The sequence below is a fragment of the Cupriavidus yeoncheonensis genome (assembly GCF_905397275.1).
Classification (GTDB): Bacteria; Pseudomonadota; Gammaproteobacteria; order Burkholderiales; family Burkholderiaceae; genus Cupriavidus; species Cupriavidus yeoncheonensis.
The window spans coordinates 47,792-71,648 of the sequence record NZ_CAJPUY010000004.1 but is presented as its reverse complement, the minus strand read 5'-3'; the positions used below and the strand labels follow the sequence as shown (position 1 = coordinate 71,648).

At 67.2% G+C, this 23,857-nt stretch carries 24 protein-coding genes; 6 read left to right on the top strand and 18 right to left on the bottom strand.

All coding sequences use genetic code 11. The annotated features are described in order from the left end of the window. Positions 1–50: 50 nt before the first annotated feature. The 7 genes from KHO22_RS06505 to KHO22_RS06475 form a co-directional block, all read right to left on the bottom strand. Entirely contained in the window at positions 51–311 is a 261-nt protein-coding gene (locus tag KHO22_RS06505; RefSeq protein ID WP_211946300.1) for a hypothetical protein, read from the bottom strand. Between the two features lie 43 nt (positions 312–354). After that, positions 355–615, bottom strand: a complete 261-nt coding sequence (locus KHO22_RS06500; RefSeq protein ID WP_211946299.1) for a hypothetical protein — start codon at positions 613–615, stop codon at positions 355–357. A 48-nt stretch (positions 616–663) separates the two neighbouring features. Next, on the bottom strand, positions 664–924 hold the full coding sequence (locus tag KHO22_RS06495; protein WP_211946298.1) for a hypothetical protein: 261 nt from the start codon (positions 922–924) through the stop codon (positions 664–666). 330 nt (positions 925–1,254) lie between these two features. Further along, a complete protein-coding gene (locus tag KHO22_RS06490; RefSeq protein ID WP_211946297.1) occupies positions 1,255–2,499 on the bottom strand; it encodes a CaiB/BaiF CoA transferase family protein in 1,245 nt (414 codons plus the stop codon). Further along, the gene (locus KHO22_RS06485; protein ID WP_211946296.1) at positions 2,496–3,500 is read right to left on the bottom strand and encodes a Bug family tripartite tricarboxylate transporter substrate binding protein; all 1,005 of its coding nucleotides are present in this window, start codon (positions 3,498–3,500) and stop codon (positions 2,496–2,498) included. The genes KHO22_RS06490 and KHO22_RS06485 overlap by 4 nt, the downstream gene beginning before the upstream one ends. Before the next feature lie 48 nt (positions 3,501–3,548). Beyond that, the gene (locus KHO22_RS06480; protein WP_211946295.1) at positions 3,549–4,670 is read right to left on the bottom strand and encodes an NAD(P)H-dependent flavin oxidoreductase; all 1,122 of its coding nucleotides are present in this window, start codon (positions 4,668–4,670) and stop codon (positions 3,549–3,551) included. Beyond that, positions 4,670–5,899: an acyl-CoA dehydrogenase family protein gene (locus tag KHO22_RS06475; RefSeq protein WP_211946294.1), complete on the bottom strand. Its 1,230-nt coding sequence runs from the start codon at positions 5,897–5,899 to the stop codon at positions 4,670–4,672. Before KHO22_RS06475 ends, KHO22_RS06480 begins: the two co-directional genes overlap by 1 nt. A gap of 121 nt (positions 5,900–6,020) precedes the next feature. Here KHO22_RS06475 and KHO22_RS06470 point away from each other — a divergent pair, with 121 nt between their 5' ends. Beyond that, complete coding sequence (locus KHO22_RS06470; RefSeq protein ID WP_211946293.1) at positions 6,021–6,980, top strand: LysR family transcriptional regulator; 960 nt, start codon at positions 6,021–6,023, stop codon at positions 6,978–6,980. 162 nt (positions 6,981–7,142) lie between these two features. Here the strand turns inward: KHO22_RS06470 and KHO22_RS06465 are convergent, their stop codons facing one another. The 3 genes from KHO22_RS06465 to KHO22_RS06455 are packed head-to-tail and all read right to left on the bottom strand — an operon-like array spanning position 7,143 to position 8,024. Continuing rightward, on the bottom strand, positions 7,143–7,403 hold the full coding sequence (locus KHO22_RS06465) for a hypothetical protein (protein WP_211946292.1): 261 nt from the start codon (positions 7,401–7,403) through the stop codon (positions 7,143–7,145). Between the two features lie 43 nt (positions 7,404–7,446). Continuing rightward, positions 7,447–7,707 carry a hypothetical protein gene (locus KHO22_RS06460; protein WP_211946291.1) on the bottom strand — a complete coding sequence of 87 codons (261 nt, stop codon included), beginning with the start codon at positions 7,705–7,707 and terminating at the stop codon, positions 7,447–7,449. 56 nt (positions 7,708–7,763) lie between these two features. Beyond that, positions 7,764–8,024, bottom strand: coding sequence for a hypothetical protein (locus tag KHO22_RS06455; RefSeq protein ID WP_211946290.1), 261 nt, complete (start codon positions 8,022–8,024; stop codon positions 7,764–7,766). 313 nt (positions 8,025–8,337) lie between these two features. On the opposite strand from KHO22_RS06455, the gene KHO22_RS06450 reads away from it, so the two are divergent. Beyond that, positions 8,338–8,736, top strand: coding sequence for a DUF1801 domain-containing protein (locus KHO22_RS06450; protein WP_211946289.1), 399 nt, complete (start codon positions 8,338–8,340; stop codon positions 8,734–8,736). A gap of 35 nt (positions 8,737–8,771) precedes the next feature. On the opposite strand, the gene KHO22_RS06445 is transcribed toward KHO22_RS06450, so the two are convergent. From KHO22_RS06445 to KHO22_RS06425, 5 genes are all read right to left on the bottom strand, one after another. Beyond that, a complete protein-coding gene (locus KHO22_RS06445) occupies positions 8,772–10,715 on the bottom strand; it encodes a PAS domain-containing hybrid sensor histidine kinase/response regulator (RefSeq protein WP_211946552.1) in 1,944 nt (647 codons plus the stop codon). A 176-nt stretch (positions 10,716–10,891) separates the two neighbouring features. After that, the gene (locus KHO22_RS06440; RefSeq protein WP_211946288.1) at positions 10,892–11,974 is read right to left on the bottom strand and encodes a porin; all 1,083 of its coding nucleotides are present in this window, start codon (positions 11,972–11,974) and stop codon (positions 10,892–10,894) included. A 125-nt stretch (positions 11,975–12,099) separates the two neighbouring features. Then, positions 12,100–13,404 carry an MFS transporter gene (locus KHO22_RS06435; protein WP_211946287.1) on the bottom strand — a complete coding sequence of 435 codons (1,305 nt, stop codon included), beginning with the start codon at positions 13,402–13,404 and terminating at the stop codon, positions 12,100–12,102. Positions 13,405–13,451: 47 nt separating this feature from the next. Continuing rightward, positions 13,452–14,549 (bottom strand): M14 family metallopeptidase, encoded by a 1,098-nt coding sequence (locus KHO22_RS06430; protein ID WP_211946286.1) that lies wholly within the window; start codon positions 14,547–14,549, stop codon positions 13,452–13,454. A gap of 72 nt (positions 14,550–14,621) precedes the next feature. After that, positions 14,622–15,407 carry a gamma-glutamyl-gamma-aminobutyrate hydrolase family protein gene (locus tag KHO22_RS06425; RefSeq protein ID WP_211946285.1) on the bottom strand — a complete coding sequence of 262 codons (786 nt, stop codon included), beginning with the start codon at positions 15,405–15,407 and terminating at the stop codon, positions 14,622–14,624. 79 nt (positions 15,408–15,486) lie between these two features. On the opposite strand from KHO22_RS06425, the gene KHO22_RS06420 reads away from it, so the two are divergent. After that, complete coding sequence (locus tag KHO22_RS06420; RefSeq protein WP_230426755.1) at positions 15,487–16,512, top strand: LysR family transcriptional regulator; 1,026 nt, start codon at positions 15,487–15,489, stop codon at positions 16,510–16,512. A 27-nt stretch (positions 16,513–16,539) separates the two neighbouring features. Here the strand turns inward: KHO22_RS06420 and KHO22_RS06415 are convergent, their stop codons facing one another. The 3 genes from KHO22_RS06415 to KHO22_RS06405 form a co-directional block, all read right to left on the bottom strand. Next, positions 16,540–17,679: a DUF3300 domain-containing protein gene (locus tag KHO22_RS06415; protein ID WP_211946284.1), complete on the bottom strand. Its 1,140-nt coding sequence runs from the start codon at positions 17,677–17,679 to the stop codon at positions 16,540–16,542. Next, positions 17,676–18,575: a DUF2950 domain-containing protein gene (locus tag KHO22_RS06410; RefSeq protein WP_211946283.1), complete on the bottom strand. Its 900-nt coding sequence runs from the start codon at positions 18,573–18,575 to the stop codon at positions 17,676–17,678. Before KHO22_RS06410 ends, KHO22_RS06415 begins: the two co-directional genes overlap by 4 nt. Before the next feature lie 62 nt (positions 18,576–18,637). Beyond that, a complete protein-coding gene (locus KHO22_RS06405; RefSeq protein ID WP_211946282.1) occupies positions 18,638–20,080 on the bottom strand; it encodes an anion permease in 1,443 nt (480 codons plus the stop codon). A gap of 110 nt (positions 20,081–20,190) precedes the next feature. Here KHO22_RS06405 and KHO22_RS06400 point away from each other — a divergent pair, with 110 nt between their 5' ends. Genes KHO22_RS06400 through KHO22_RS06390 form a run of 3 tightly spaced genes read left to right on the top strand, consistent with a single transcriptional unit; the run spans position 20,191 to position 23,756 of the window. Then, a complete protein-coding gene (locus KHO22_RS06400; RefSeq protein WP_211946550.1) occupies positions 20,191–20,829 on the top strand; it encodes a 2Fe-2S iron-sulfur cluster-binding protein in 639 nt (212 codons plus the stop codon). Between the two features lie 13 nt (positions 20,830–20,842). Continuing rightward, a complete protein-coding gene (locus KHO22_RS06395; RefSeq protein ID WP_211946281.1) occupies positions 20,843–22,492 on the top strand; it encodes an FAD-binding protein in 1,650 nt (549 codons plus the stop codon). Positions 22,493–22,511: 19 nt separating this feature from the next. Next, positions 22,512–23,756 (top strand): complex I 51 kDa subunit family protein, encoded by a 1,245-nt coding sequence (locus tag KHO22_RS06390; protein ID WP_211946280.1) that lies wholly within the window; start codon positions 22,512–22,514, stop codon positions 23,754–23,756. The last annotated feature ends 101 nt before the right edge of the window (positions 23,757–23,857 follow it).

Below are 23,857 nucleotides of genomic sequence, written 5' to 3'. Positions count from 1 at the left end.
AGGAGGCGGAGCGCCAGCGGGCGCTGGCGTCGCCGCTCCTGCCGTGCCGCTCAGTGCTGCAGGGCCTGCACGATGCCACCGACGTTGTTGATGGTGTTCGTCATGCTCTTCAGGTCGACATCGGTGCGGGTCGAAGCATCGACCTGCGTGACCGGCGCGAAGATCGTGTTGGGGCTGGCGAACGAGACGCCGCTGCCACCGGTGATGGCGTTGACGCCGGAGTTCACGAAGATGCTGCCGCCGCGCACGGCACCCATCTTGGCGTGGTCGAGGTCTTGTTCGAGCGGGAGGTTCTGGATGGTCAAGGACATGATGGTCTCCTGGGTAGGCTGGATTGCGCTGGTTGGGGGTAGATCAGTGCTGCAGGGCCGCGACCATGCCGCCCAGGTTGTTGATGGTGTTCGTCACGCTCTTGATGTCGACATCGGTGCGGGTCGAAGCGTCGACCTGCGTGACCGGGGCGAAGATCGTGTTGGGGCTGGCGAACGAGACGCCGCTGCCACCGGTGATGGCGTTGACGCCGGAGTTCACGAAGATGCTGCCGCCGCGTACGGCGCCCATCTTGGCGTGGTCGAGGTCTTGTTCGAGCGGCAGGTTCTGGATGGTCAAGGACATGATGGTCTCCTGGGTAGGCGGAATGAACGGATGTACTGGATGGGGGGATCAGTGCTGCAGGGCCTGCACGATGCCGCCGACGTTGTTGAGCACGTTGCTGATGCTCTTGATGTCGACGGTGGTGCGGGTCGAGGCATCGACCTGGGTGACCGGGGCGACGATGATGTTGGGGCTGGCGAAGGACACGCCGGAGCCGCCCATGATCGCGTTGATGCCGTTGTTCAGGAACAGGCTGCCGCCGCGCACGGCGCTCATCCTGGCTTGGTCGAGGTCTTGTTCGAGGGGCAGGTTCTGGATGGTGAGGGACATGATGGAACTCCTTGGGTGTGCTGGTCTGGCTTGGGTTAGAGAGCATTCAGTGTTGCGCTCGCAGTCATATACGCATGGGGTGTGCCAGCTCTCGTTCCAGCCCCTCAAGGAATCTTCAGGTCATTGAAAACAAAGAGAAAAAATTCAGTTTGGCGCTGATGGCCAGGGGACGCTCGCTGCGGAGCGTGTCGGATGGCAGCAGACACGTTTGCGGTGGAGTGTCTGGAGGCGGCAGACAGGCGGGGCCACGCCGCGTTCGGACGCCTGCAAGGCAGGCGTCCGGCGCGAACCGAATCGGACTTCGCGGCAACGCGTTGCGCGGAACGCGCGTCAGAGGACGCCCGCGCCGCGCAGCCTTTCGATGTCGTGGGGCGTCAGGCCCACTGCGGCGTAGATTTCCTCGTTGTGCTCGCCGACCGCGGGCCCTGTCCTCGGTGGCAGCGGCGCATAGCCCGAGAAACGTGGCACCTGGCAGGGCGCGGGAACGGAGCCGAGGTCCGGGTCGGGCAGGCGGACGATCGCCTGCCGGGCGCGAAAGTGCGGATCCTCAAGGATGTCCGCGATGGAGAAGATCTTGCTGAACGGTATCTCGCGCGCGTTCAGTGCCGCGGCAACCGCCTGGTAGTCATGGGCGGCGAACCAGCCGCCGATAATGAGATCAAGCGGCTCAAGGTGCCGGACCCGCTCGGGGTTCGTGGCGAAACGCGGATCGTCCGCAAGCTCCGGATGGCCGATCGCCGCGCACAGGCGCGCGAAGATCGGGTTCGATGAGGCGACCATCGACACCCAATGGCCGTCCGCCGTCGCGTACATATTGGAGGGCGCCGTATAGGTCGCACGGTTGCCTGCGCGCTGCCGGACCTGGCCAAGCTGCTCGTATTCCACGGCGAGCGGCTCCAGCAGCCGGAACAGCGCTTCGGTGGCGGACAGGTCGATCTCGCGGCCCGGAGCGTCCGGACGCAGGCGGCGTTCGGCGGCAGCGGTGGCGATGGCGAAGGCGCCGAACAGCCCGGCCATGACATCGCCGGCCGGGTAGTTCATGTGCAGCGGCGGGCCGCCGGCGTCGCCGGTCAGGTTGGTGAAGCCGCTCATGGCCTCGAACACGCGTGCGAAGCCGGCGCGCGCGGCGTAGGGCCCGGTCTGCCCGAAGCCGGTGAGGCGCAGGAGGATCAGCCGCGGGTTGGCCGCCCGGAGCGTGTCGATATCCAGGCCCCAGCGGTCGAGCGTGCCCGTGCGGAAATTCTCGACCAGCACGTCGAATCCGGGGAGCAGCCTCAGGAACAGTTCGCGGCCTTCCGGCTGCCGCACGTCCAGCGAGATACCGCGCTTGCCGCGGTTCGCGACTTTCCAGTAGAGCGGCAGGCCGTCCTTGACCGGGGCCAGGCCGCGCAAGGGGTCGCTGCCGTCCGGCAGTTCCAGCTTGACGACATCGGCGCCCATGTCGGCGCACAGTGTGCAGGCAAACGGTGCGGCGAGCACGGTCGCCATGTCGAGGATGCGCAGGCCGGCAAGCGGGCCTTGCGCATGCGCGTCGTCCGTGGCGTGATGCGGCGGCGTCCGGGAATGATGGTTCATGCATCCACCTTGATGTCGCGTGCCTTGATCAGCGCGGACAGGCGCGTCGATTCGGACTGGATTAGGCTGTCGAACTGCCTGGCGTCGAGCGCGAGGATTTCAGCATCGAGCGCGGCAAGCTTGTTGCGCACATCCGTTGTCGCAAGGGCCGCCTGCAAGGCGGTGCTGAGGTAGTCGACAATGGCCGGCGCGGTGCGCGCATGGACCGCCACGCCATACCAGGACTGCACCAGCGCTTCCGGATAGCCCGCCTCGGCGATGGTGGGAATGTCGGGCAGCGAGCGCGTGCGTCTGGTGGCGTTCACGGCCAGCGGGCGCACGCGCTTCGACTGGATCAGCGGCAGCGCAAGGTTCTGCGACAGCAGCGCGAACTGCAGTTGCCCGCGCCCCAGGTCCAGCACCGAAGGGGGCTGGCCCTTGTAGCCGATATTGGTCACGCGCACGCCGGTGGATTCAAAGAACAGTTCCTGCGCGAGATGGAGCGAACTGCCCGTGCCGGGCACCGGGACATTGACCGCGCCCGGGCGTGCCTTGGCCCACACCGTGAATTCCTTCAGCGTCTTCGCGGGGACATCGTTGTGCACGACGAACACCGACGGCACCGCAGCCACCGCGCCGACCGCGCGGAAGTTCTGGACGCGGATGCCGGACTCCGGGTACAGCGTCTGGGCCACGGCGAGCACCGGCGACACGCCGAGCAGCGTATAGCCGTCGGCGGGCGCCCGGCCGGCGAACTCGATCGCGATGCGGCCGTCCGCGCCGGGCCGGTTTTCGACGACCACGCGCTGCGGCAGGTCCAGCGACAGGCGGTCGAGCACGGCGCGCAAGGTCACGTCGACCACGCCGCCGGCCGGATAGGGCACCACGGCGTGCAGCGGACGGTCGGGAAAGCCTCCGGGCCCTGCAGTGGCGGCCGCGCGTGCCAATGCCGGCAGCCAGCCGGGGAGGGTCGTCATCAGCGCTGCCTGAAAGGCAGTCCTGGCGAAGGTGCGGCGATTCATGGGGTTTCCTCCTGTTCGTAGTCCGGTCTGGTGCTGCGGGCCATGTGCTCAGGCCGGCAGATAGGGGCGAAGCTGGTCGAGCGACTGGCGCGTTTCCCGTAACAGCCGGTCCATGATCTGTGCCACCGGTTCGATTTCACGGACCCAGGCCACGCTTTGTCCTGCCGCCTCGTACATCAGCGGGGCAACCTCGTGCTCCTCGACGGCGGCCAGCAGCCGGCCGGTCAGAGCTTGCTGATAAGGCATGTCGAGCGGCGCCGGTGCACCGGGGGCTTCCCACGCGTCAGAGAATGCGCTGCGTACCACGCGGCACGGCTTGCCGCTGTGCGCGCGCGTGATGACGGTGTCCTCGCTCGTCGCTGCCAGGAGCTTGTCGGTGAGCGCGGCCGGAAGCCGGTGCTCGGCGCTGCCGAGCCAGACCGTACCGAGCCACGCGCCCTGTGCCCCCATGGCGAGCGCAGCCGCAATCTGGCTGCCCGCGCCAATACCGCCTGCCGCGAGCACCGGACGGCCTTCGGCCGCGGCGATAATCTGCGGCACCAGCGTGAACGTGCCGATTGCGCCGGTATGGCCGCCAGCGTCATAGCCTTGCGCAACCAGCACATCCACGCCGGCTTCGATCGCCTTGCGCGCATGCTTGACCGCCCCGACCAGCGCAATGGTGGCCTTGCCGGCTTGGCGCACGCGCGCAATGGTGGCTGCCGGTGTGCCGACGCCTGCCGCGAACACATCCATGCGGCTCTCCGCCACGGCCGTGATCTGCTCCTCGAACAAGGCTTGCGAGCGCACGTATTGCGAAAAGAAGTTGCCGTGCGTGGCCGGGGGCACCTCGAACCGATCGAACAAGCCGTCGACAAAGCGGCGATGTCCGTCCGGGATGGCTGCCGCCAGGTCGTCGGGCGTGGAGACCCCGGGCAATGCCGTCGGCAGCAGCAGGTCGACGCCTACCGGTGCGTCGGGGCAGAGGTCGCGCAGTGCGGAAAGCTTGCGCGCAAGTTCGTTGGGGCCGTCGCGCGCGGCGGCATAGACGCCGAGACCGCCGGCGTTCGAAATCGCGGCCGCCACCTCGATGCTGTGCGCCAGCCCGAAGATCGGGTATCGGATGCCCAGGCGCGCGCACAGCGCATTGCTCAGCGAGTCGGGCCCGGCGCCGTAATCGGTCGATGCCATCATTGTGCTCCGAACAGGTCCGGCTCGAAGTCGAGGCACGGATGCCGGGACATGGCCGATGCCGTCTTCATGATGTAGCGGCCGATCAGGTTCTTGTGGACTTCGCTGGTGCCTTCGCCAATCTGGTTCATCTTGGCGTCGCGCAGGAAGCGCTCGATCGGATACGCGTCCAGGTAGCCGTTGCCGCCAAACAGCTGTGCGCAATCGACCACCACGCGCATGCACAGGTCCGTGCTGTGCATCTTCGCGATCGAGGCGTGGATCGAAGTCTCGGCGTCCTTGCGGTCATAGCGCTGCGCGGCGCTGTAGACCAGGCAGCGCGCGGCCTCGATGCGGGCGGCCATGTCGGCCAGCATCCATTGAATGCCCTGGTGCTCGCCGACCGCCTTGCCGGACACCTGGCGGTGCCCCGCGTACTGCGCCGCGAGCTGCAGCGCGCCGGTCATGCGCCCGAGCGCAATCGCCGCGTGGCCGACACGCGCGCGGACCAGCGTGTCCTGGGCCAGCGCCATGCCCTGGCCTTCTTCGCCAAGCCGGTGCGAGGCCGGCACCGGGACGCCGTCAAGCCGCACCTCGGCAATGGGCACGCCATGCCAGCCAAGCTTGGGGATGATCGGCGACACGGACAATCCTTCGGCATCGCGCGGCACGAGGAAGGCCGTGAGTCCCCGGCTGCCGCCGGGGCCGTCGGCGAGTGATGCCACCACCACGAACAATTCGGCCACCGTGGCGCGCGTAATGAACTTCTTCACGCCCGTGAGCCGGTAGCCGCCCGTGTCGCGCGTTGCCGTCGTGCCCAGCCGCGCCAGGTCCGAACCGGCGCCGGGTTCGGTCAGCGCAAAGGCGGACTGCGTTTCGCCGCGGGCCAGCGGTGGGACGATCCGGGCGCAGAGTTCCGGGGAACCGCCGGCAATGATGGGGCGCGACGACAGGTCGGTGCCCGTGACGATCGACGCGGCGGTGCTGCACACACGCGCAATCTCCTCGATGATCCTGACGCGCAGCAGCATGGATGCCTCGGAGCCGCCGAGTTCGCGCGGGAAGGCGGTGGCGATGACGCCGCTGTCGGCGAGCGTGCGGAACGTCTCCCAGGCAAAGGCATCATCGCGGCTCACGGCGTTGGCCTTCGGGCCGATGGTGTCCTGCACCAGTTGCTGCACACGCGACAGCATGTCGGCGTCCGCCGCATCCAGCGGAGCCAGCGGGTGGTTTTGAGCAGTCAGCGGCATGTGGGCTTGTCTCCTTGGTGTTGTGGGTGTGCTTGCCTCTTACGATAAAGAGCCGATATCCTGCGATCAATGACGGATCGAGAAAGCAGATATCTCTTGATTGGATAGCGGGAGCCGACGGATGCAAGGGGAAGCAGAACAGGAACTCACGCTCAAGGCGCTGGCGACGTTCATCGCGGTGGCGCATGCGCGCAGCGTCTCGGGCGCCGCCGCGCAGCTTGGGCTCGCGCAGTCGGCCATCAGCCGGCAGATCAGCCTGCTGGAGAAGACGTTCGGCGGCGCGCTGTTCTATCGCACGGGTCGCGGCGTGCGGCCGACGGCGCTGGCGGAGCAGGTGCTCGGCGATGCGGAGCCGCTGCTTGCCGGGGCCCGGCAACTGGTGGAGTCCGCGCGCGCGCAGGCGGGCAACGTGACCGGCGTGCTGACGGTCGGGCTGGTGCCGGCGGTGGCGCCGCTGATGTCGAGTCGCCTCTTCGCGGCCGTGCAGGCGCGCATGCCGGCGGTGCGCCTGCGGATCGTGGAAGGCTACAGCGGCGAGATCGAGGCCCGCCTGACGCAGGGCGGCATCGACCTGGCCGTGGTGAACCGCTATCGCGCGGAGGGCCGGAACAGCTACCGCCGCCTGCTGGAGACGCCGCTGATGCTGGTTGGGCAGCGCAATGCGATGCGCGCGCACTGGCGCGCAATGGGTGCGGTGCCGGCTTCCGTTCAGCTACGCCAGATCGGCGGGCTGCCGCTGGTACTGCCGGTGCCGCCGAATGCCATCCGCAGCCTGCTCGACGAAATCGCCAGCGCGCAGGACGTTGGCCTCGACGTCTGCATGGAGGCCACTTCGTCGGTCGTGATCAAGCGCATGGTCACGGACCACGCCGCCTTTACCGTGTTGCCGTACCACGCGATCAGCGCCGAACTGGAAAGCGGCGTTTTTGACGCGGTGCCAATGGCGGACCGCGCCTTGCGGCAGACCGTGGTGCTGGCCACGAGCAGCCAGCGCCCGTTCACCGCCGCGGCCCGCCGGGTCGCGCAGATGATTCCGGGTATTGCGGACGCACTGATCCGGGAGGGGCAGTGGCGGCGATGAGGCGGATGTAGCCCCGTTCAGGCCGGGCTATCGCGAAGGCTTCGGGCCGGTTGACCGGTCGCGCAGAAGAAAGACCGCCCGAAGGCGGTCTTTGAAATGAGCCGGCCATGGCCGGCCCACGGGAAAGCCGTGGAACCGGGGGCTGCGCACCCGGTTCCGGCATCAGTGCTGCAGGGCCTGCACGATGCCACCGACGTTGTTGATGGTGTTCGTCATGGTCTTCAGGTCGACATCGGTGCGGGTCGAGGCGTCGACCTGCGTGACCGGCGCGAAGATCGTGTTGGGGCTGGCGAACGAGACGCCTGAGCCATTGGCGATGGCATTGACGGCGGAGTTCACGAAGACGCTGCCGCCGCGTACGGCGCCCATCTTGGCGTGGTCGAGGTCTTGTTCGAGCGGCAGGTTCTGGATGGTCAAGGACATGATGGTCTCCTGGGTAGGCTGGATTGCGCTGGTTGGGGGTAGATCAGTGCTGCAGGGCCGCGACCATGCCGCCCACGTTGTTGATGGTGTTCGTCACGCTCTTGATGTCGACATCGGTGCGGGTCGAAGCGTCGACCTGCGTGACCGGCGCGAAGATCGTGTTGGGGCTGGCGAAGGAAACGCCGCTGCCACCGGTGATGGCGTTGACGCCGGAGTTCACGAAGATGCTGCCGCCGCGCACGGCGCCCATCCTGGCGTGGTCGAGGTCTTGTTCGAGCGGCAGGTTCTGGATGGTCAAGGACATGATGGTCTCCTGGGTAAACGGATGGAACGGGTTGGGCTGGATCGGTTGAATCGGGTTTAGTGCTGCGCGGCCTGCACGATGCCGCCGACGTTGTTGAGCACGTTGCTGATGCTCGTGAGATCGACGTTGGTGCGGGTCGAGGCATCGACCTGGGTGACTGGGGCGACGATGATGTTGGGGCTGGCGAAGGAAACGCCGGAGCCGCCCATGATCGCGTTGATGCCGTTGTTCAGGAACAGGCTGCCGCCACGCACGGCGCTCATCCTGGCTTGGTCGAGGTCTTGTTCGAGGGGCAGGTTCTGGATGGTGAGGGACATGATGGAACTCCTTGGGTGTGCTGGTCTGGCTTGGGTTAGAGAGCATTCAGTGTTGCGCTCGCAGTCATATACGCATGGGGTGTGCCAGCTCTCGTTCCAGCCCATCAATAAATCGTCAAGCCATTGAAAATAAAGAAGAAATCACAGAATTGCCTCGGCAACTCGCGGGTCGCGCATGCCATGACGTGTCTGACGTCGACGAACACATTCCGGGCCGCCTGTCTGGCGGGCGCAGACACAGGGCTCACGGCGCAGCCGCCGGGCTGGCATCAGGAAGGCTAGAATGTCCGCTCTTGGCTTCAGGAGCGCGAGCATGAAGAACACCGAGGTGCAGGACGGCAGGTCTCCTTCTCAACTGATCGACGAGAGAATCCGTGAGCTTGGCGACTGGCGCGGCGAAATGCTCGGCCGCATCCGCAAGCTCATCCGGGCCGCCGATCCGGAAGTGGTCGAGGAGTGGAAGTGGCGGGGCGTTCCGGTGTGGTCGCACGGCGGCATCCTCTGCACCGGAGAGACCTACAAGAACGTCGTGAAGATGACCTTTGCGAAGGGGGCGTCCCTGCCGGACCCGGCACAGCTCTTCAACTCGAGCCTGGAGGGGAATACCCGGCGTGCCATCGATATCCACGAGGGCGAGGCGATCGACGAGAAGGCGCTGACGGCACTGATCCAGGCTGCCGTGGCGTTGAACCAGTCCAAGCCGCGGCGCTGACTGCCCAAGTCCGAAGCAAGGCTGAAAGAGATACGCTACGGCGAAGCCTGATGCCTGACCGGTCTGAGGATTTCGGCGAGCGCGTCGATATCGACCGGCTTGACGATGTGTCCGTCAAAGCCGGCCCGCGCCGTTTCCTCCTTGATGCCAGGCTCGCCAAAGCCGGTGAGGGCATAGAAGCGGGTGTGGTGCAGGTGCGCGTAGTCGCGCAGCTCGCGCACCAGTTCAAAGCCGTCCATGTCGGGCATGGCCAGGTCGATGAGCGCGACGTCGGGCGTGAAGTCCTCCACGCTGCGCAGTGCCGTGACGCCGTCGTAGGCAACCTTGACGGCGTGGCCAGCCATCTGGAGCAGCAGGCCCATGCTGTCGGCGGCATCGCGATTGTCGTCGACGATCAGGAGGTTGAGTCCTTCACGGGAACTGGCCAGCAGCGGCGGTGTCGATGCGCGCAAGTCGGTGACGATCGGTAGCCTGACGCTGAACGTGCTGCCCCGGCCGATGCCCTGGCTCGCCGCAGTGATGGATCCCTCGTGCAGCTCGATGATCGACCGGCACAGCGACAGGCCGATGCCGAGCCCGCCGGTGCTCGCCTGGCCCGGTTGCGCGCCCTGCACGAAGAGGTTGAACACGTCGGACAGCGATTCCGGCGCGATGCCGCAGCCCTGGTCGGCAATGGAAATCTGCCCGATGCGGCCACTGAGTTGGCAGCGCAGCGTGATCGTCGTCCCTTCCGGCGAGAACTTGGACGCGTTGATCAGCAGGTTCTGCAGGACTTGCGCCAGGCGCGTGAGATCGCCGAAGACATGGAAGTCGACGTTGTCCAGTTGCGTGTCGAGGCGCTGCGCCCTGGCTTCCAGCGCGGGCATGCTTCCCTCGATGGCGGCCGCGATCACCTCGCGGATGGAGAGGACCGAACGGCGCAGTTCCAGCTTGCCCGCCGCGATCCGGCCGACGTCCAGCAGATCGTCCACGAGGCGGGTGAGATGCCTGAGCTGGCGGGCCACGATACCGAGATTTGCCCTGACCAGCGACACGTCCTCGGGCGCCCGTTCCATGATGGACGTGGCACTGTATATGGGGGCGAGGGGGTTCCTCAGCTCATGGGCCAGGGTGGCAAGGAATTCCTTCATGCGCCGCGCCGAAGCCTCGACCTCTTCGAGCCGCTTGCGCTCGCTCATGTCGCGGGTCACCTTGGCGAAACCGCGCAACTGCCGATGCTCGTCATAGATCGCAGTGAGCGTGACATTGGCCCAGAACAGCGAGCCGTCCTTGCGCACGCGCCATCCTTCGTCCTCCACGCTGCCATGCTCGCGGGCTTGCTGGATCAGCCTTTCCGGCTTGCCGGCCGCAACATCCTCGGGCGGGTAGAAAACGGAAAAGTGCCGGCCCACGATTTCGCTGCTCCGGTAGCCCTTGATCTGCGCCGCGCCGGCATTCCAGCTGACGACGCGGCCGTGCGGATCGAGCATGAAGATCGCGTAGTCCTTGACGTTCAGCACCAGCAGCCGGAACGTCTCGTCGCTTTCCCGCAGTTTCGCCGCGTCCTGCATCAGCTCGGTATTGTCACGCGTGATCTTGGCAAAGCCGATCACTTCACCGGCTTCGTCATGCAATGCGGTGATCACGACGTTTGCCCAGAAGCGGGTACCGTCCTTGCGGACACGCCAGCCCTGGTCCTCGATGCGGCCATGCCGCCTGGCCAGTTCCAGCTCCTTCTGCGGCCAGCCGCGGGCAATCGCGTCCTCCGGGTAAAAGCGCGAGAAATGTGAGCCAATGATCTCCGACGCCTCGTACCCCTTGATGCGTTGCGCGCCCCGGTTCCAGCTCGTGATCGTGCCATCCGTGTCGAGCAGGAAGATCGCGTAGTCGGAAATCGACTCGACGAGCGTGCGGAAGATATCGTGCCGTTCAGGCGCGGGAGGCGCGGGAGGCGCGGGAGTAGGGCGCGAGGGGCGGGAGGGGCGTCCGGATGCCGACATGGGGGCGAGGGGAAGGGCTGTCGCCATAGTGGCCTGAAGCGGGCCGGTCTGCTATCGGTTGCAATCCTACACTGCCGCAGTGGCGCGTGCACGCCGAGACACCGGTACGCTGGCCGCTGCTTCTCTTTGCCGGCGACAGCCCCATGCCAGCGGCGGCGGTGGCAAGGGGCCGGCGCTCAGAAGAGGTGTCGAATCCCGACGCGCGAGAGAAACTGCTTGTCGGACGAGGACGTTCCCGCCAGGGCAATGGAAGCCACTGTTCCCGAGGCGCCGCTCGCGCGCTGCGCGTGCAGGTCGAGATACACGTCGGTCCGCTTCGAGAAACGGTAGTCGATCCCGCCGGACAGCGTGACCCAGCGCGAGCTGTCGAGCCGGTCGAGCGAGACCTTGCCGGACAGCAGCAGATTGCCACTGAGCTGGTACTCGCCGCCCATGTGAAGGACCTGGTCCCTGGCGTGGCGGCCGGCAAGTTCCAGGTCCGTATTGGTATAGAGCGCGGAGAGCTTCAAAGACTGCCACTGGTAGGACGCGCCCGTGGCGACGATCCGCTGCTTGTCCGCGAACAGCGTGCTGGCCGGCGTCAGCGGGCGGCCGAACATGGCGGGGGCACCCGTCAGGCCTGCGAAGACCGGTGCGCCATTGATATCGGTGTACGCGACGCCGGCCGAGAATGCTCCCGAGCTGTACTGAACCAGCCCGCTGATGGCGCGGCCCTTGTTGGTCGACGAATTCGCGGAGTCCTTGCCGAAGCTGTAGATGCCGCCGAACCGCAGGCCACCGAACTCCCTGCTGAGGAACTGGATGGCATCGTTCAGGCGCTGACCGGAGACGCGGTCCAGGTCCGCGTTCTCGACACTGTGGATGCCGCACTGAAGGCACGGCAGGTAGCGCAGCATCTGATAGGCGAAGTCATACTGGCGCCCCAGCGAGATGTCGCCGATGTCCCGGTCGCCGAAGCCGACGAAGGCCTGCTTGCCGAACATCAGCCCGCCTTGTCCGAGCGCACCCGTATCGACCGAAAAGCCGTTTTCCAGCCGGAAGAAGGCCTGCTTGCCGCCGCCAAGATCTTCCGATCCCGTAAAGCCGAGGGCATTCGCCTTGTTGATGCCGTCCTGGGTGGCCACCAGGGAATGGCCGCGCACATTGCTGGTGTAGGTGATGCCCTCGTCGACGCTCCCGTAGATGCTGACGCCTTGCTCGGCGTTCGCGGCGCTGCCGAGGCAGGCCAGTGCCAGGCCGGTGATGGTGAAACGGTTCACGGATTTTCCCTTTGTCTCTGTGTGTCGTCGTTGCGGGCAAGACGTTTCCCCGCGGCCTCGGCGGAGGCCGTGTTTTTCTGGATCGAGGTGGGTGGCGCGGCTGGATCAGACGATGCCGCGCGGCATCAGATCTCTACGTCGCGGGTCTCGGGCAGCATCCACATCGCCACCAGGCTGACGAGGCTGGTGACGGCGAGGTACCAGGCGGGCGACATCGGATTGCCGGTCCAGGCCAGCAACCCGGTCACCGCAAACTGTGTCGTGCCGCCGAAGAGCGTCGTACCGACGGCGTAGACGAGGGAGATGCCGGTGCTGCGGAACGACGCAGGCAGCAGTTCCGGAATGACGACCATTGCCGCGGCCGCGCTCATGGCAGTCAGCGCGGCAATCACCGCCGTCACGGCCAGGAAGCTGAACGCGCTGGGCGCCGAGATCAGCCACGAGAACATCGGCACGATCAGCAGCATCAGCAGCACCCGCGGCAGCACCAGCACGATCTTGCGGCCACGGCGGTCGCACAGCCAGCCGCCCAGCAGCGCAAAGGCAAAGGTGATCGCGCCGCCTGCCAGCGCGCTCGTCTGCGCCAGCGTCGGGGGCAGGTGCAGGGTCTGGATGGCGTAGGTGGTCATGTAGTTGCCGATCTGCGACGACACCGCGCCGGCCAGCGTCATGAGCACGCCAAGGATCAGGTAGCTGCGGTAGCGGCGTACCACGCCGCCAAGGATCTCGCCCGTGCTCTGGCTGGTGCCCGCCTCAAAGGTCTCGGGCAGGCTGCGCCGGATCTTCACGGCCACCGGCACCAGCACGATGCTGACCAGGAACGGCACGCGCCACCCCCACGCCGCAAGCTGCTCGGCCGTCAGTACCAGCGACACGGCGACGCCAAGCAGTCCGCCGACGGCGACCGCGATACCCTGGCTGGCCAGTTGCCAGCTCGCATAGAGTGCGCGTTGGTTCGGCGGCGCGGCTTCGACCAGCAATGCGGTGGCGGGGCCGACTTCCCCGCCCAGCGCCAGGCCCTGCAGTAGCCGGCATGCCACGACGATCAGCGGTGCCGCGATGCCGATCGAGGCATAGCTGGGGGTCGCGGCCATGCCCAGCGTGCCGACCGTGATGAGCGCGACGGTCAGGATCATGGCCGGCTTGCGTCCGGCACGGTCCGCCAGCGCGCCGATCAAGATGGCGCCGAGCGGCCGGGTGAAGAAGCCGACGCCGAAGGTGGCCGCCGAAAGCAGCAGGCTGCCGAACTCGCCGCCCACCGGAAAGAAGGCGCGGCCGATATAGACGGCGAAGTAGGCGTAGATGACGAAGTCGTAGAACTCCAGCGCATTGCCGGCGACGGCGGCGGCCACGGCGGCGCGGCCGATGACCGGACGCGCGGCGGCCGGCGCGGGCGGGTGTCCGGTGTCGATCAGGGTGGAAGCGGGCATGTTGTCTCCGTAATGCATAGTTGTCGTAGTTCTGCGCGGCGGCGCAATCAGGCCGGCCCGGCGGCGCTCTCGGCGAGCCCGTGCACGGTCTGCAGGAACACCTCGCATCCCTGTTCCCAGATGTCGCGCTGCCAGTCGTCGGCCTGCGGGTAGAAGGCGTCTTTCAGCGACTGGCGGATGGATGCGGCTTGCCTGGCGTCTGAACTGCCGTGGCGATGCAGCCAGTGTTCGGCGCGCATGGCGCCGATGACCTGCTGCGCGGGATAGGTGCCGAACTCAAGGCAGACATTGGTCTGGACCGACTGCGAGCATTGCTCATGCAGGGCGTACTGGATCGGCCCGGTCATCGGGATGCTGGTGGAGCTGCCGGTATCGACCGACGTCACCTGCTCGCCCCACCAGCGGCGCGCGCGCTCGAGCGCGCCGGCGGTGTCCACGCACGCGAAGATGCGCTCGCCCACGCCGTACGGGCCAAGGCCCGTGTGGATGTCGATGGAGCCGATCTGCCGGCACTGCGCGGCATAGCGGCGCAGGATGCGGCGGAAGGTGACATTGCTCCATGCCGGCTCCCGTCCGCCGTAGTGCATGCCGTCGGCGAACGCATACTGGCCCAACGACACGGCGCGCTGGAAGCCGCGCGGTCCAACCTGCTGCCGGTAGCCGTCGAGCACGGCCTCGTTGGCGTCGGCGGGCGGCCACAAGGCCGGCAGCAGCAGGTCATGGATTTCCGCGTAAGGGGCATTGACCGGCAGCGGGGCCGAAAAGTCGACGAAGTTGCGATTGAGGTCGACATTCTCATGCGTGGCCCGCCGCGAGTATGAAAATCCGTACGGATTGACCGCGTGGACATACAGCACCGCGGTGTGCGCCGCATGCGTGGCGCCCAGGCCGAGCAGGCCGGTCTGGATGGCGGAACCGCAATACCCTTCCACGCCGTGGACGCCGCTGATGACGATGAGCAGGTTGCGGGCGTCGGCCGGACCATCGAGCACGACGTCCGTGGCCAGCGTCTCGCCATCGGCACCGCGGATCGGCAGTTCGAACGCCTCCGCGGCCAGGCCGCGACGCGCCGCGGCGCCGAGGAATTTTTCGCGCGCTTCCGCGTAGTTGCGGCTGAAGAGCGATCGTAGGTCGAGGATGTGCATGGATACTGCGCTGTCTACAGTGGGGTCGGGTGTTCAGATACCGGCGTCAGATACCGGCGTCAGATACCGGCGTCAGTTACCGGCACGGGCACGAGCGCGCTGCGCGCACGCTTCGCCGAACGCGGCAAAGATGCGGCGCGACAGGGCGCTGTCATCGACGCGCATTTCCGGGTGCCATTGCACGGCCAGCGTGAACTGCGGCGCTGCATCGACCGACACGGCCTCCACCAGCCCGTCGGGGGCCGTGGCTTCGACACGCAGGCCGTCGCCCAGCCGCTCGATGCCCTGGTGATGCAGGGAGTTGACCAGGCAGGAGTGGTCCGGCGCGAGCGCCTCCAGCCGGCCGCCGGGCACAACCTGGATCGCATGGCGATCCTCGTACCACTGCGCGATCGGCCGTGCGTGGTCGCCTTCCCGGTGGTCGAGCCGGCCCGGCTGGGCGTGCACGGCCCGCTCCAGGGTGCCGCCGTAGACCACGTTCAGTTCCTGGAAGCCGCGGCAGATGCCAAGGAGCGGCATGCCCGCGGCGATGAGCCGGGGCAACAGCGGCAACACCGTGGCGTCGCGGGCCGGGTCCTGCCTGGTGGTGGCCGGCAGCGGCGCAGCGCCGTAGCGCTCCGCGGCCACGTTGGACGGGCTGCCGGTCAGCAGGATGCCGTCTACCGCCTCGGTCAAGGCCTCGCTGTCCAGCGCTTCCGGGCAGGCCGGCAGCAACAGCGGCAGCGCGCCGGCCGCCGATGCCACGGCACGCACATAGCCGTCCAGTGCCGCATAGGCGACATGGTGGTGCAGTTCGATGCGGTCTGTGATGATGGCCACCACCGGTCGACGGGCGGGGCGAATATGTGCGGCTGGCATGGCTTGGCCTACAAGGGAAGACGAGCGCAGTGTAGGCAGCCGCCATACTTCTGTATATTGCAACTAAATTGACATTAGCTTGCAAGATCTGCAATTCATCATGAACACGCGGCAACTACGTCACTTCCTGGCCGTTCTCGACAACGGCTCGCTGATCGCGGCGGCGGAAACCGTTCACCTGAGCCTGCCGGCCCTGTCGCGCAGCATCCGGGCGCTGGAGGACAATCTCGGCGTACCGTTGTTCGACCGCACCGACCGGCGACTCCAGCCCACGGCGTATGCGCATGCCTATGCACCGCGCGCGCGCAGGATGGTGCTGGACGAAAAGGAAGCCATCAGGACGCTCGACCTGATGCGCACCGGTGAACTGGGGACGGTATCGATGGGGATGGGTTCGTCGCTGGCGGAGCCGGTACTGCGCCCGATGCTCGCCGAACTCCTCAGGACGGCTCCCGGGGTGCGATTGCGCAGTCTGATCGAGACTTCCGACCGCCTGCTCGATGCGCTCCTGGCAGAGCGCCTGGACTTCTTCGTCGGCGATATCCGCGTGGCGCAGGGACACCCGGAACTTGCCATCGAGCCGGTTCATCGCAGCACATTCGGCTGGTATGCCCGTACCGGCCATCCGCTGGCGGGGCGGCAGGGCATCGACAGCAGGACACTGCGCCAGTATCCGCTGATCGCGACCGGCTATGTAGAGCCATCCCTGTTGCTGAGCCTGGGGCGAGACTATGCGTTGCCGTCCCCGGTGCTCGACCACTTTTCGCTGATTACCGACGATCTGGGCACCGTCCGCGAGATCGTCGCATCCAGCGATGCGATCGTGCCGGCCACTGACATCTCCATGTTCGCCGCAGCGCGCTCGGGCGCCGTGACGGCGCTCGATGTCGCGCCGCCGCTTGCGCTGGACATGACCCTTGGCATCGTCCGGCAGGGCCAGCGGACGCTGGCCCCCGCGACCGAGAAGGCGTTCGGGCTCGTGCGCAGCCTGTTTGCCACTGCCGCAGCGGAGATTGCTGCGGTGAGGCGAGTCACGCCTCGCCCCGCGCGGGGGCGCGGCCAAGCGGCATCGGCTGCAGACCTTCGTCCGCAAGCGGGCGATTGAGGCGCGCCGGCCAGCGGCGCCGGCGTGCTAGCGCCGCCCGCCGCCACCTCGACCACCAAACCCACCGCCACGCGCGCCGCCGCCATATCCGCCACCCCGGCCTGCACCCGAACCCAGGCTCGAGTTGCCCCGGCTGACGTCGCGCTGCACGGCACCGCCGCCACCGCCCACGCCCTGGAAGCCATTGTCGCGGCCGCCGGTCGCTTCGCGCCCGCGAAAGCCGTTGCGGCCCGCCGCGCCGGCCGTGCTCCGGCCGAATTTGTCGCGCGTGGCATTGTCGCGGTAGGCAACGCCCTGGCGGTGGCGCGCGTCATGCTGCCAGCGGTCGCCCTGGAACTTGCTCGCGTCGAAGTTGCGGTCGATATTCCTGGCCTTGTGGTGCTCGACATGAACGCCGCCATTGTTCCAGTCGCAGTTGCCGAAGATCGCGGCGGCCGCGACCAGGCCGATGCCAAAGGCTATGCCGCTGCCAACGCCTGCGCCGGGATAATAGGCGCCATAAGGAGGCCAGTAGTAATACGGATAACCCGCATAGCCCCAACCGCCGTAGACAATCGCCGGATCGTAGACCGGCACGTAGATCACCTCCGGATTGGCCGGTTCGATGCGCACGATGGTCTGCGGCGCGCCGGCCGCGCCGGCCGTCTCTACGGTCACGGTCTGCTGCGGTCCCGACTCCAGGTGGCCGGCCTGCCGGGCGCGTGCGCGCAGGCGCTGCACCGCATCGAACACGTCCTTCTGCTGGGCCAGGAAAGCATCCCCGAGCTTCTGGGTCCAGTCGAGCTTGTCGTTCATCGGTTCCAGTATCTGCGGGAACGCCACCAGCGACTTCACGCTGACATCCCAAGTTTCGCCCTGCACCGCCTTGATCGCCGCGTCGCCCGTGAGGTTCGGATGCGCCTTGACCCAGCGCGCGGCGAGCGTGACTTCCAGCGGGTAAGTCGAGGCCATCAGGACCTGGGAGAGCAGGGGATCGGGGTAGAGCGCGATCGGCGCGACCATGGCCTCGATCTCTTCCGCCTTGTAGGGCGCGGGCTCACCTTGCGCCTGCGGCGCGGCCGCGCCAGGCATCGCGGGCGCCGGCCCCGTCGTGGGTGGCGCTGCGGTCTGGCATGCGCCGAGCGCAAGCACCGCGCAACACGCCGTGGTCAGGATGCGCGGCTTCATGGCGACACCTTCTTCCAGCCTGGCGCCGGATCGAAGGACTTCGTTGCCGCGGCCTTGCCCGCGCTGTCGGGGCCAAGGTCGCGCTGGTAGACCTGCCCATTGTGGTTGACGATGAAACTCATCACGCCGGTGTCGCCATAGCGGACCGGCCACGCCATGACCGCGAAGCCGCCGAACAGCCTGCCGTCGACCACGTAGTTCAACGCGCCGCCGTCGCCGTGTGGCCCTTGCGCGGTCAGCAGTTTGTACCGGTAGCCGTGGTAGCCCTCCGGGCTGGCGTTGCGCGCGCCGGCATCGCGGAAGGCGGCGCCAAGCGGGCTCGGGCGCTCGTTCTGACCGGTCGGCCAATAGAGGCCGTCATGCTTGCCGGGGGAACTGGACAACATGCTGGCATAGACCATCCGCTTCTCGTCGTCGTGGGTGGTCTGGGCGTACTCGTCTTGCGCGTCGCAGATGGCCTGCATGGTCTGGATCACGGCAAGTTCGTTGCGGCCGATGCGGCGCACGCGCATTTCGCGGGCGCCGGCCTGGGTGTCGAACTGCCATCCCCGGGCGGACTTGACCAGCGGCACGGGCAAGGTCCAGCCGTCGTTGCCCACGGCGATCGTCGCGCGCTTGCCGGATTGCTGGACGCGGTGCGAGACCGCCCAGGCACTATTGAAGCGGCTGCGGACGCCGGAGTCGACCGGCGGGATGACGTCGCGATAGTTGGCCCCCAGCAGGCCCTTCATCGCAGCTTCGTCATTGTCGCGGATCGCCTTGCCGAAGGCGTTCATGGCGGCGTCGGGCGTGTCGAAATACTGACCCGCCACGGCATGGGTCGCGGCAAGGCCAAGCACGCAGGCACAGCCCAGCGCGGCGATGGATTTCCTCAGGTTTCCCGATGGTCTTTTCATAGTCCAGTCTTTTGACGCGAAGCTCTGTCAGGCGCGGTGCGGCGCCAGCGAAGGGTGCCGGCTCAAAGCAGCAGGGGCACGCCGATCAGCAGGAAGACGACGATGTAGATGACGCCAAAGATGGCACCGAGGCGCCAGTAGTCGCCGGCCGGCAGGTAGCCGCTGCCGAAGTACACGGGGCTGGGACCGGTCCCGTACGGCGTGAGGATGCCCATGATGCCGAGCGTCAGCGCCAGCATCAGCGCGTAGGACGGCATGTGCATGCCGGGGATGGTGGTGCCGACGCTGAGCATGACCGGAAGCATCGCGGTCGCATGCGCGGTGACGCTGGCGAACATGTAGTGGGTGAAGAAGAAGATCAGCACCAGAATGATTGCCGCGGTCAACGGCGAAAAGCCGCTCATATGGGTCGACATGGTGTCGGCAAACCACTTGACGAAGCCGGTGCGGCTCAGGCCGTCGGCCAGCGCGATCAGCGTGGCGAACCAGGCCAGCGTGTTCCAGGCCTGCTTGTTGGCGAGCATGTCGTCCCAGGTCACGACGCCGGTGATCAGCATGATGCTGATGACAAGCATCGCCGCGGTGGTCGCGTTCACGTGCTTGTCCCCGAAGATCCAGAGCGCCAGCGCGATCAGGACGAGCACGGCCAGCACCAGTTCGTTGCGGCTCGGCGGCCCCATTTTCTGCAACTCTTCGGCGGCCCAGGCCGGCACCTCGTTCCCTTCCTTTACCTCCGGCGGATACAGTATGTAGGCGAGCAGCGGCACCGCCAGCAACAGCACGATCCCGACCGGCGCGAAGGCCAGGAACCACTGCATCCAGTTCAGGTCGACCTGCACCGTCTTGCGGATCAGCTCGGCCGCGAGCAGGTTGGGCGCCAGCGCGGTCAGGAACATCGAGCTTGTCACGCAGGTGCTGGCAATGGCGGTCCACATGATGTACGAGCCGATCCGCCGTGCCGAAGGATCGTTCGGCTTCGAGTCATAGAGCGGCGGCAGGTTGCGGATGACGGGGAAGATGGTGCCGCCGCTGCGCGCCGTATTGGACGGCGTGAACGGCGCCAGCAAGGCGTCGGCCATCATCACCGCGTAGCCGAGCGTGAGCGTCTTGCGCCCCATGGCGCGCACCAGCAGCAGGGCAATGCGCCTGCCCAGGCCGGTCTTCTCGTACCCGAGGGCGAACATGAAGGCTCCGAAAATCAGCCATACCGTGCTGTTGGCGAAGCCGGAAAGCGCCCACGCCAGGGAGGCATTGCCCGGATTGAACCCCGGCTTGGCGAGCTGTTCCGGACTGAAGAACACCCACTCGTCCAGGACCGCCACCAGCGTCACGGCGATCAGCCCGATGGCTGCGCCCGGAAGGGGCTCCAGCATCAGGCCGACAATCACGCCGACGAAGATCGCGAAGTAGTACCAGGCGTGCTGTGCAAGGCCCGCCGGGGCGGGAATGAGGGCGATCACGATCGCCGCGAGCACGGGTGCAAGCGGTTTCCAGTAAGCACGCATGCGACGCTCCCTTTGCAAAAGCCTCGGCTGTGCTAAGGTTTATATGACCTTTTCGGCGGAAACGCCAGTATGGCGCCGACGGCGCCTGCGACAGGGGCGAGACGATGGGACTGGTTCGCATGAGCATCGAAGGACGCCCGGTCGAGGCGCCCGCCAATTGCTCCATCCTGCAGGCGTTCCTGCATGCAGGCGAAACGCTGGTCGAAGGCGTCGGCTGCATGGGCCAGGGCGTATGCGGCTCATGCCGCGTCATGGTGCGGCGTAGCGGCGATCCCGACGTGAAGACCGCACTGGCCTGCGAGACCCTGGTCGAGGACGGCATGCAGGTCGCCTTCCTGGACTACTTCACGGAGTCGGAGCGGCACGTCTACCGCATCGAGGAGACCAGCGACAGCTGGGAGGCCATGCGGACCATCGCCGAGGTATTTCCGGAGGCGGCGCATTGCCGTCACTGCAGCGGCTGCGACCGCGCCTGCCCGAAGGGACTCGAGGTGCAGGAAGGCGTGCGCGGCGCCGTGGAAGGCAGGCTGACCGCGGCGAGCCGCGTCTTTGACGAATGCGTCATGTGCAATCTGTGCACGCTGGCCTGCCCCGAGCATATCCGCCCCAACCATCTCGGCCTGTTCGTGCGGCGCATGATCGCCGCGCAGACGCTGCGCCCGGCCAACCTGATGTTGCGCCTGCAACAGATCGAGAGCGGCCAGATGACGATCGATTTCGACGCGCCCGGCGCGCGGCCACCGGCCTGAGGGGAACGCGATCATGCCAGCGGGCATTCCTTACGAAGACGCGCGCAGCCGCTACCGCCCCGGCGTGGCGCCGAAGGTGCGCAGCGACGATATCGCCGTCGATGAACTCCTCAAGGGCTACCACCCCGATCACGGGCCCAATGCGCGCGTGGCACTGGCCGTCGGCGTCAACCGGGGCGACCCCTGCCAGCCCGATCTCGCGCGCTGCCTGCAGGCCAATGCGCTGATCGATGACGTCGACATGGCCGGCGCGCAGCTGGTCTCCACCGATGTGCTGATCATTGGCGGCGGCGGGGGCGGCTGCGCCGCGGCGCTGACCGCGGCCGGGCAGGGTGCGCGGGTGATCCTTGCCACCAAGCTGCGCCTGGGCGACAGCAATACCGTGATGGCCGAAGGCGGCATCCAGGCGGCCATCGGCGAGGACGACAGCCCTCAGCTGCATTTCGAAGACACCTTGCGCGCGGGGCACTTCTGCGGCGATCCCGAACTGGTCGCGCAGATGGTGATGGACGGGCCCGACGTGGTCCGCTGGCTGATCCGGCTGGGCATGATGTTCGACCAGGAAGAGGAGCGGCCCTTCGGCGGCAACCTGTTGCGCAAGAAGCCGGGCGGTGCCTCTGCCGCGCGCATCCTTTCCTACCGCGACTACACCGGCCTGGAGATGATGCGCGTGCTGCGCGAGGCCGTCGACATGGAACCCGGCGTCGCGGTGTGGAACCGCTGCCCGGCGGTCGAGCTGCTGTCGGATGAGCGGGGCCGCTGCGCCGGTGCCGTGGTCTACAACCTGGAGTGGCGCACCTTCGTGCTGGTGCGCGCGCGCGCCGTGATCCTGGCTACCGGTGGAGCGGGGCGCCTGCACCTGAATGCGTTCCCGACCTCCAACCACTACGGCGCCACGGCCGACGGGCTGGTGCTCGCCTACCGGCTCGGGGCGCGCCTGCGTGAACTCGACTCGTTCCAGTACCACCCGACCGGCATCGCCTATCCGCCGCACCTTGCCGGCGGCCTGATCTCGGAAGCGGCACGCTCGGCCGGCGCGAAGCTGCTCAATGGCGAGGGCGAGCGCTTTGTCGACGAACTCAAGCCGCGCGACGTGGTGGCCTCGGCAATCCTGCGCGAATGCGCGCAGGGGCGCGGCATCGTGCGCGGCGAACAGGTCGGGGTGTTCCTCGATACACCGACGCTGGAAATGGAGAATCCCGGCATCCTTGCCAAGCGCCTCGTGACGCTGCGCCACCTAGCACACAAGTGCGGGCAGGACGCCGCGCAGGAGCCGTTCCTGGTCTATCCGACCCTGCACTACCAGAATGGTGGCGTTGCCATCGACAAGACCGGCGCGACCAGCGTGCCGGGGCTGTACTGCGTCGGCGAGGTCACGGGCGGCATCCACGGCCGCAACCGGCTGATGGGCAATGCATTGCTCGACATCCTGAGCATGGGCCGGCGTGCCGGTGCCGACGCGGCGCAGGCGAAGGGGAGCCTGATGGCTGCGCGCGCGGGGATCGGCCATGTCCATGCGTGGCAGCGCGAACTGACGCTGGCCGGGCTGCCGCTGCACGTCAAGGCGCCCCGGCTGTTCCCGGGGTATGCGCATTTCGACCTGCGCGTCGACGCCGGACTGAACGCCGGCACCCGTGGCCGGGCGGTCGGCGGCACGCGGTGAACGGTCCACGGAGCGTGCCATGGATAGCGTGAATCAGGTACTTCTCAACGAGCACATCCTGGTCGGCGCGGACCTGGAGGCCTGGCTCGCACAAGGCGGCGGAGAAGGCCTGGCCGCGGCGCTGCGCGATCCGGGCGCCATCCTTGCCGTGATCGAGCAGGCGGACCTGCGCGGCATGGGCGGCGCGGGCTTCGCCACGCATCGCAAATGGGCGCCGGTGGCGGCCGCGCCCGACGGCGACAAGTACATCATCTGCAATGGCAACGAGGACGAGCCCGGCACATTCAAGGACCGGTTCCTGCTGGAGCACACGCCGCACCAGGTGATCGAGGGCGCGTTGATCGCCGCGGCCGCCACACGGGCCAACCATGTGGTGCTGTACGTCAACCCCCATCAGCCGCTGGCGCTCGCCATGGTCCGCAAGGCGGTGGAGCAGTGGCACGCGCATCCGCAGTTCGCGGAGCTTGCGCAATGGGTCGGCGGACCGGTGTCACTCAGCGTGGTGCCGAGCTCGGGTCTGTATATCGGCGGCGAGGAAACCGCGGTGATCGCGAGCGTCGAGGGCGGGTTCCCGTTCCCTCGCCGCAAGCCGCCTTTCCCCGCCCAGCACGGCGTGCACGGCGCGCCCACGGTGGTGAACAACACCGAGACGCTGGCTCATGTGCCCGGCATCCTGCGTCACGGGGCGCAGTGGTACCGGGACCTGGGGCTCGGCAATGCCGCGGGCACCAAGCTGTATTCGCTCTCGGGCGATGTCCTGCGGCCCGGCCTGTATGAACTGCCGATGGGCACCAGCCTGGAGACCCTGGTGTTTCGGCACGGCGGCGGGATGTTGCAGGGCAAGGAATTCAAGGCGGTGTTCACGGGCGGCCCGTCCAATACCCTGCTGACCAAGCGCGACCTGGACGTGGCGCTCGACTTCGACTCGGTCCGGCAGCGGCGTTCTCGGCTGGGGACCGGGGCCATGATCGTGGTCTCGGAAGGCACCAGCATCGTGCGCAAGGTGGCCGAGTACGTGAGCTTCTTCGCCCAGGGTTCATGCGGCCAGTGCCCGCCGTGCAAGGGCGGGACCTTCCAGCTGATGCGGCTGCTCAACCGGATAGATACGGGCCGCGGCGTGCGCGCGGACCTGGAAGCGCTGGAAAACCTGTGCCGCATCCTTCCCGGCAGCGGGCGCTGCGGACTGATCGACGGCGCCGTGACGGTGGTGGACAGCTCGCTCCATCAGTTCCGGGAGGAATACGACGCGCTGCTGATGGCTTAGGGAAGAGGGCAGGTTAGCGCACCGGCGGCAATCCGCGGCCGGCAGCCTGTTGCGCCAATGCAATAGCGTCTAGAATTCGCCAATCATCAGCCACGAAGCGA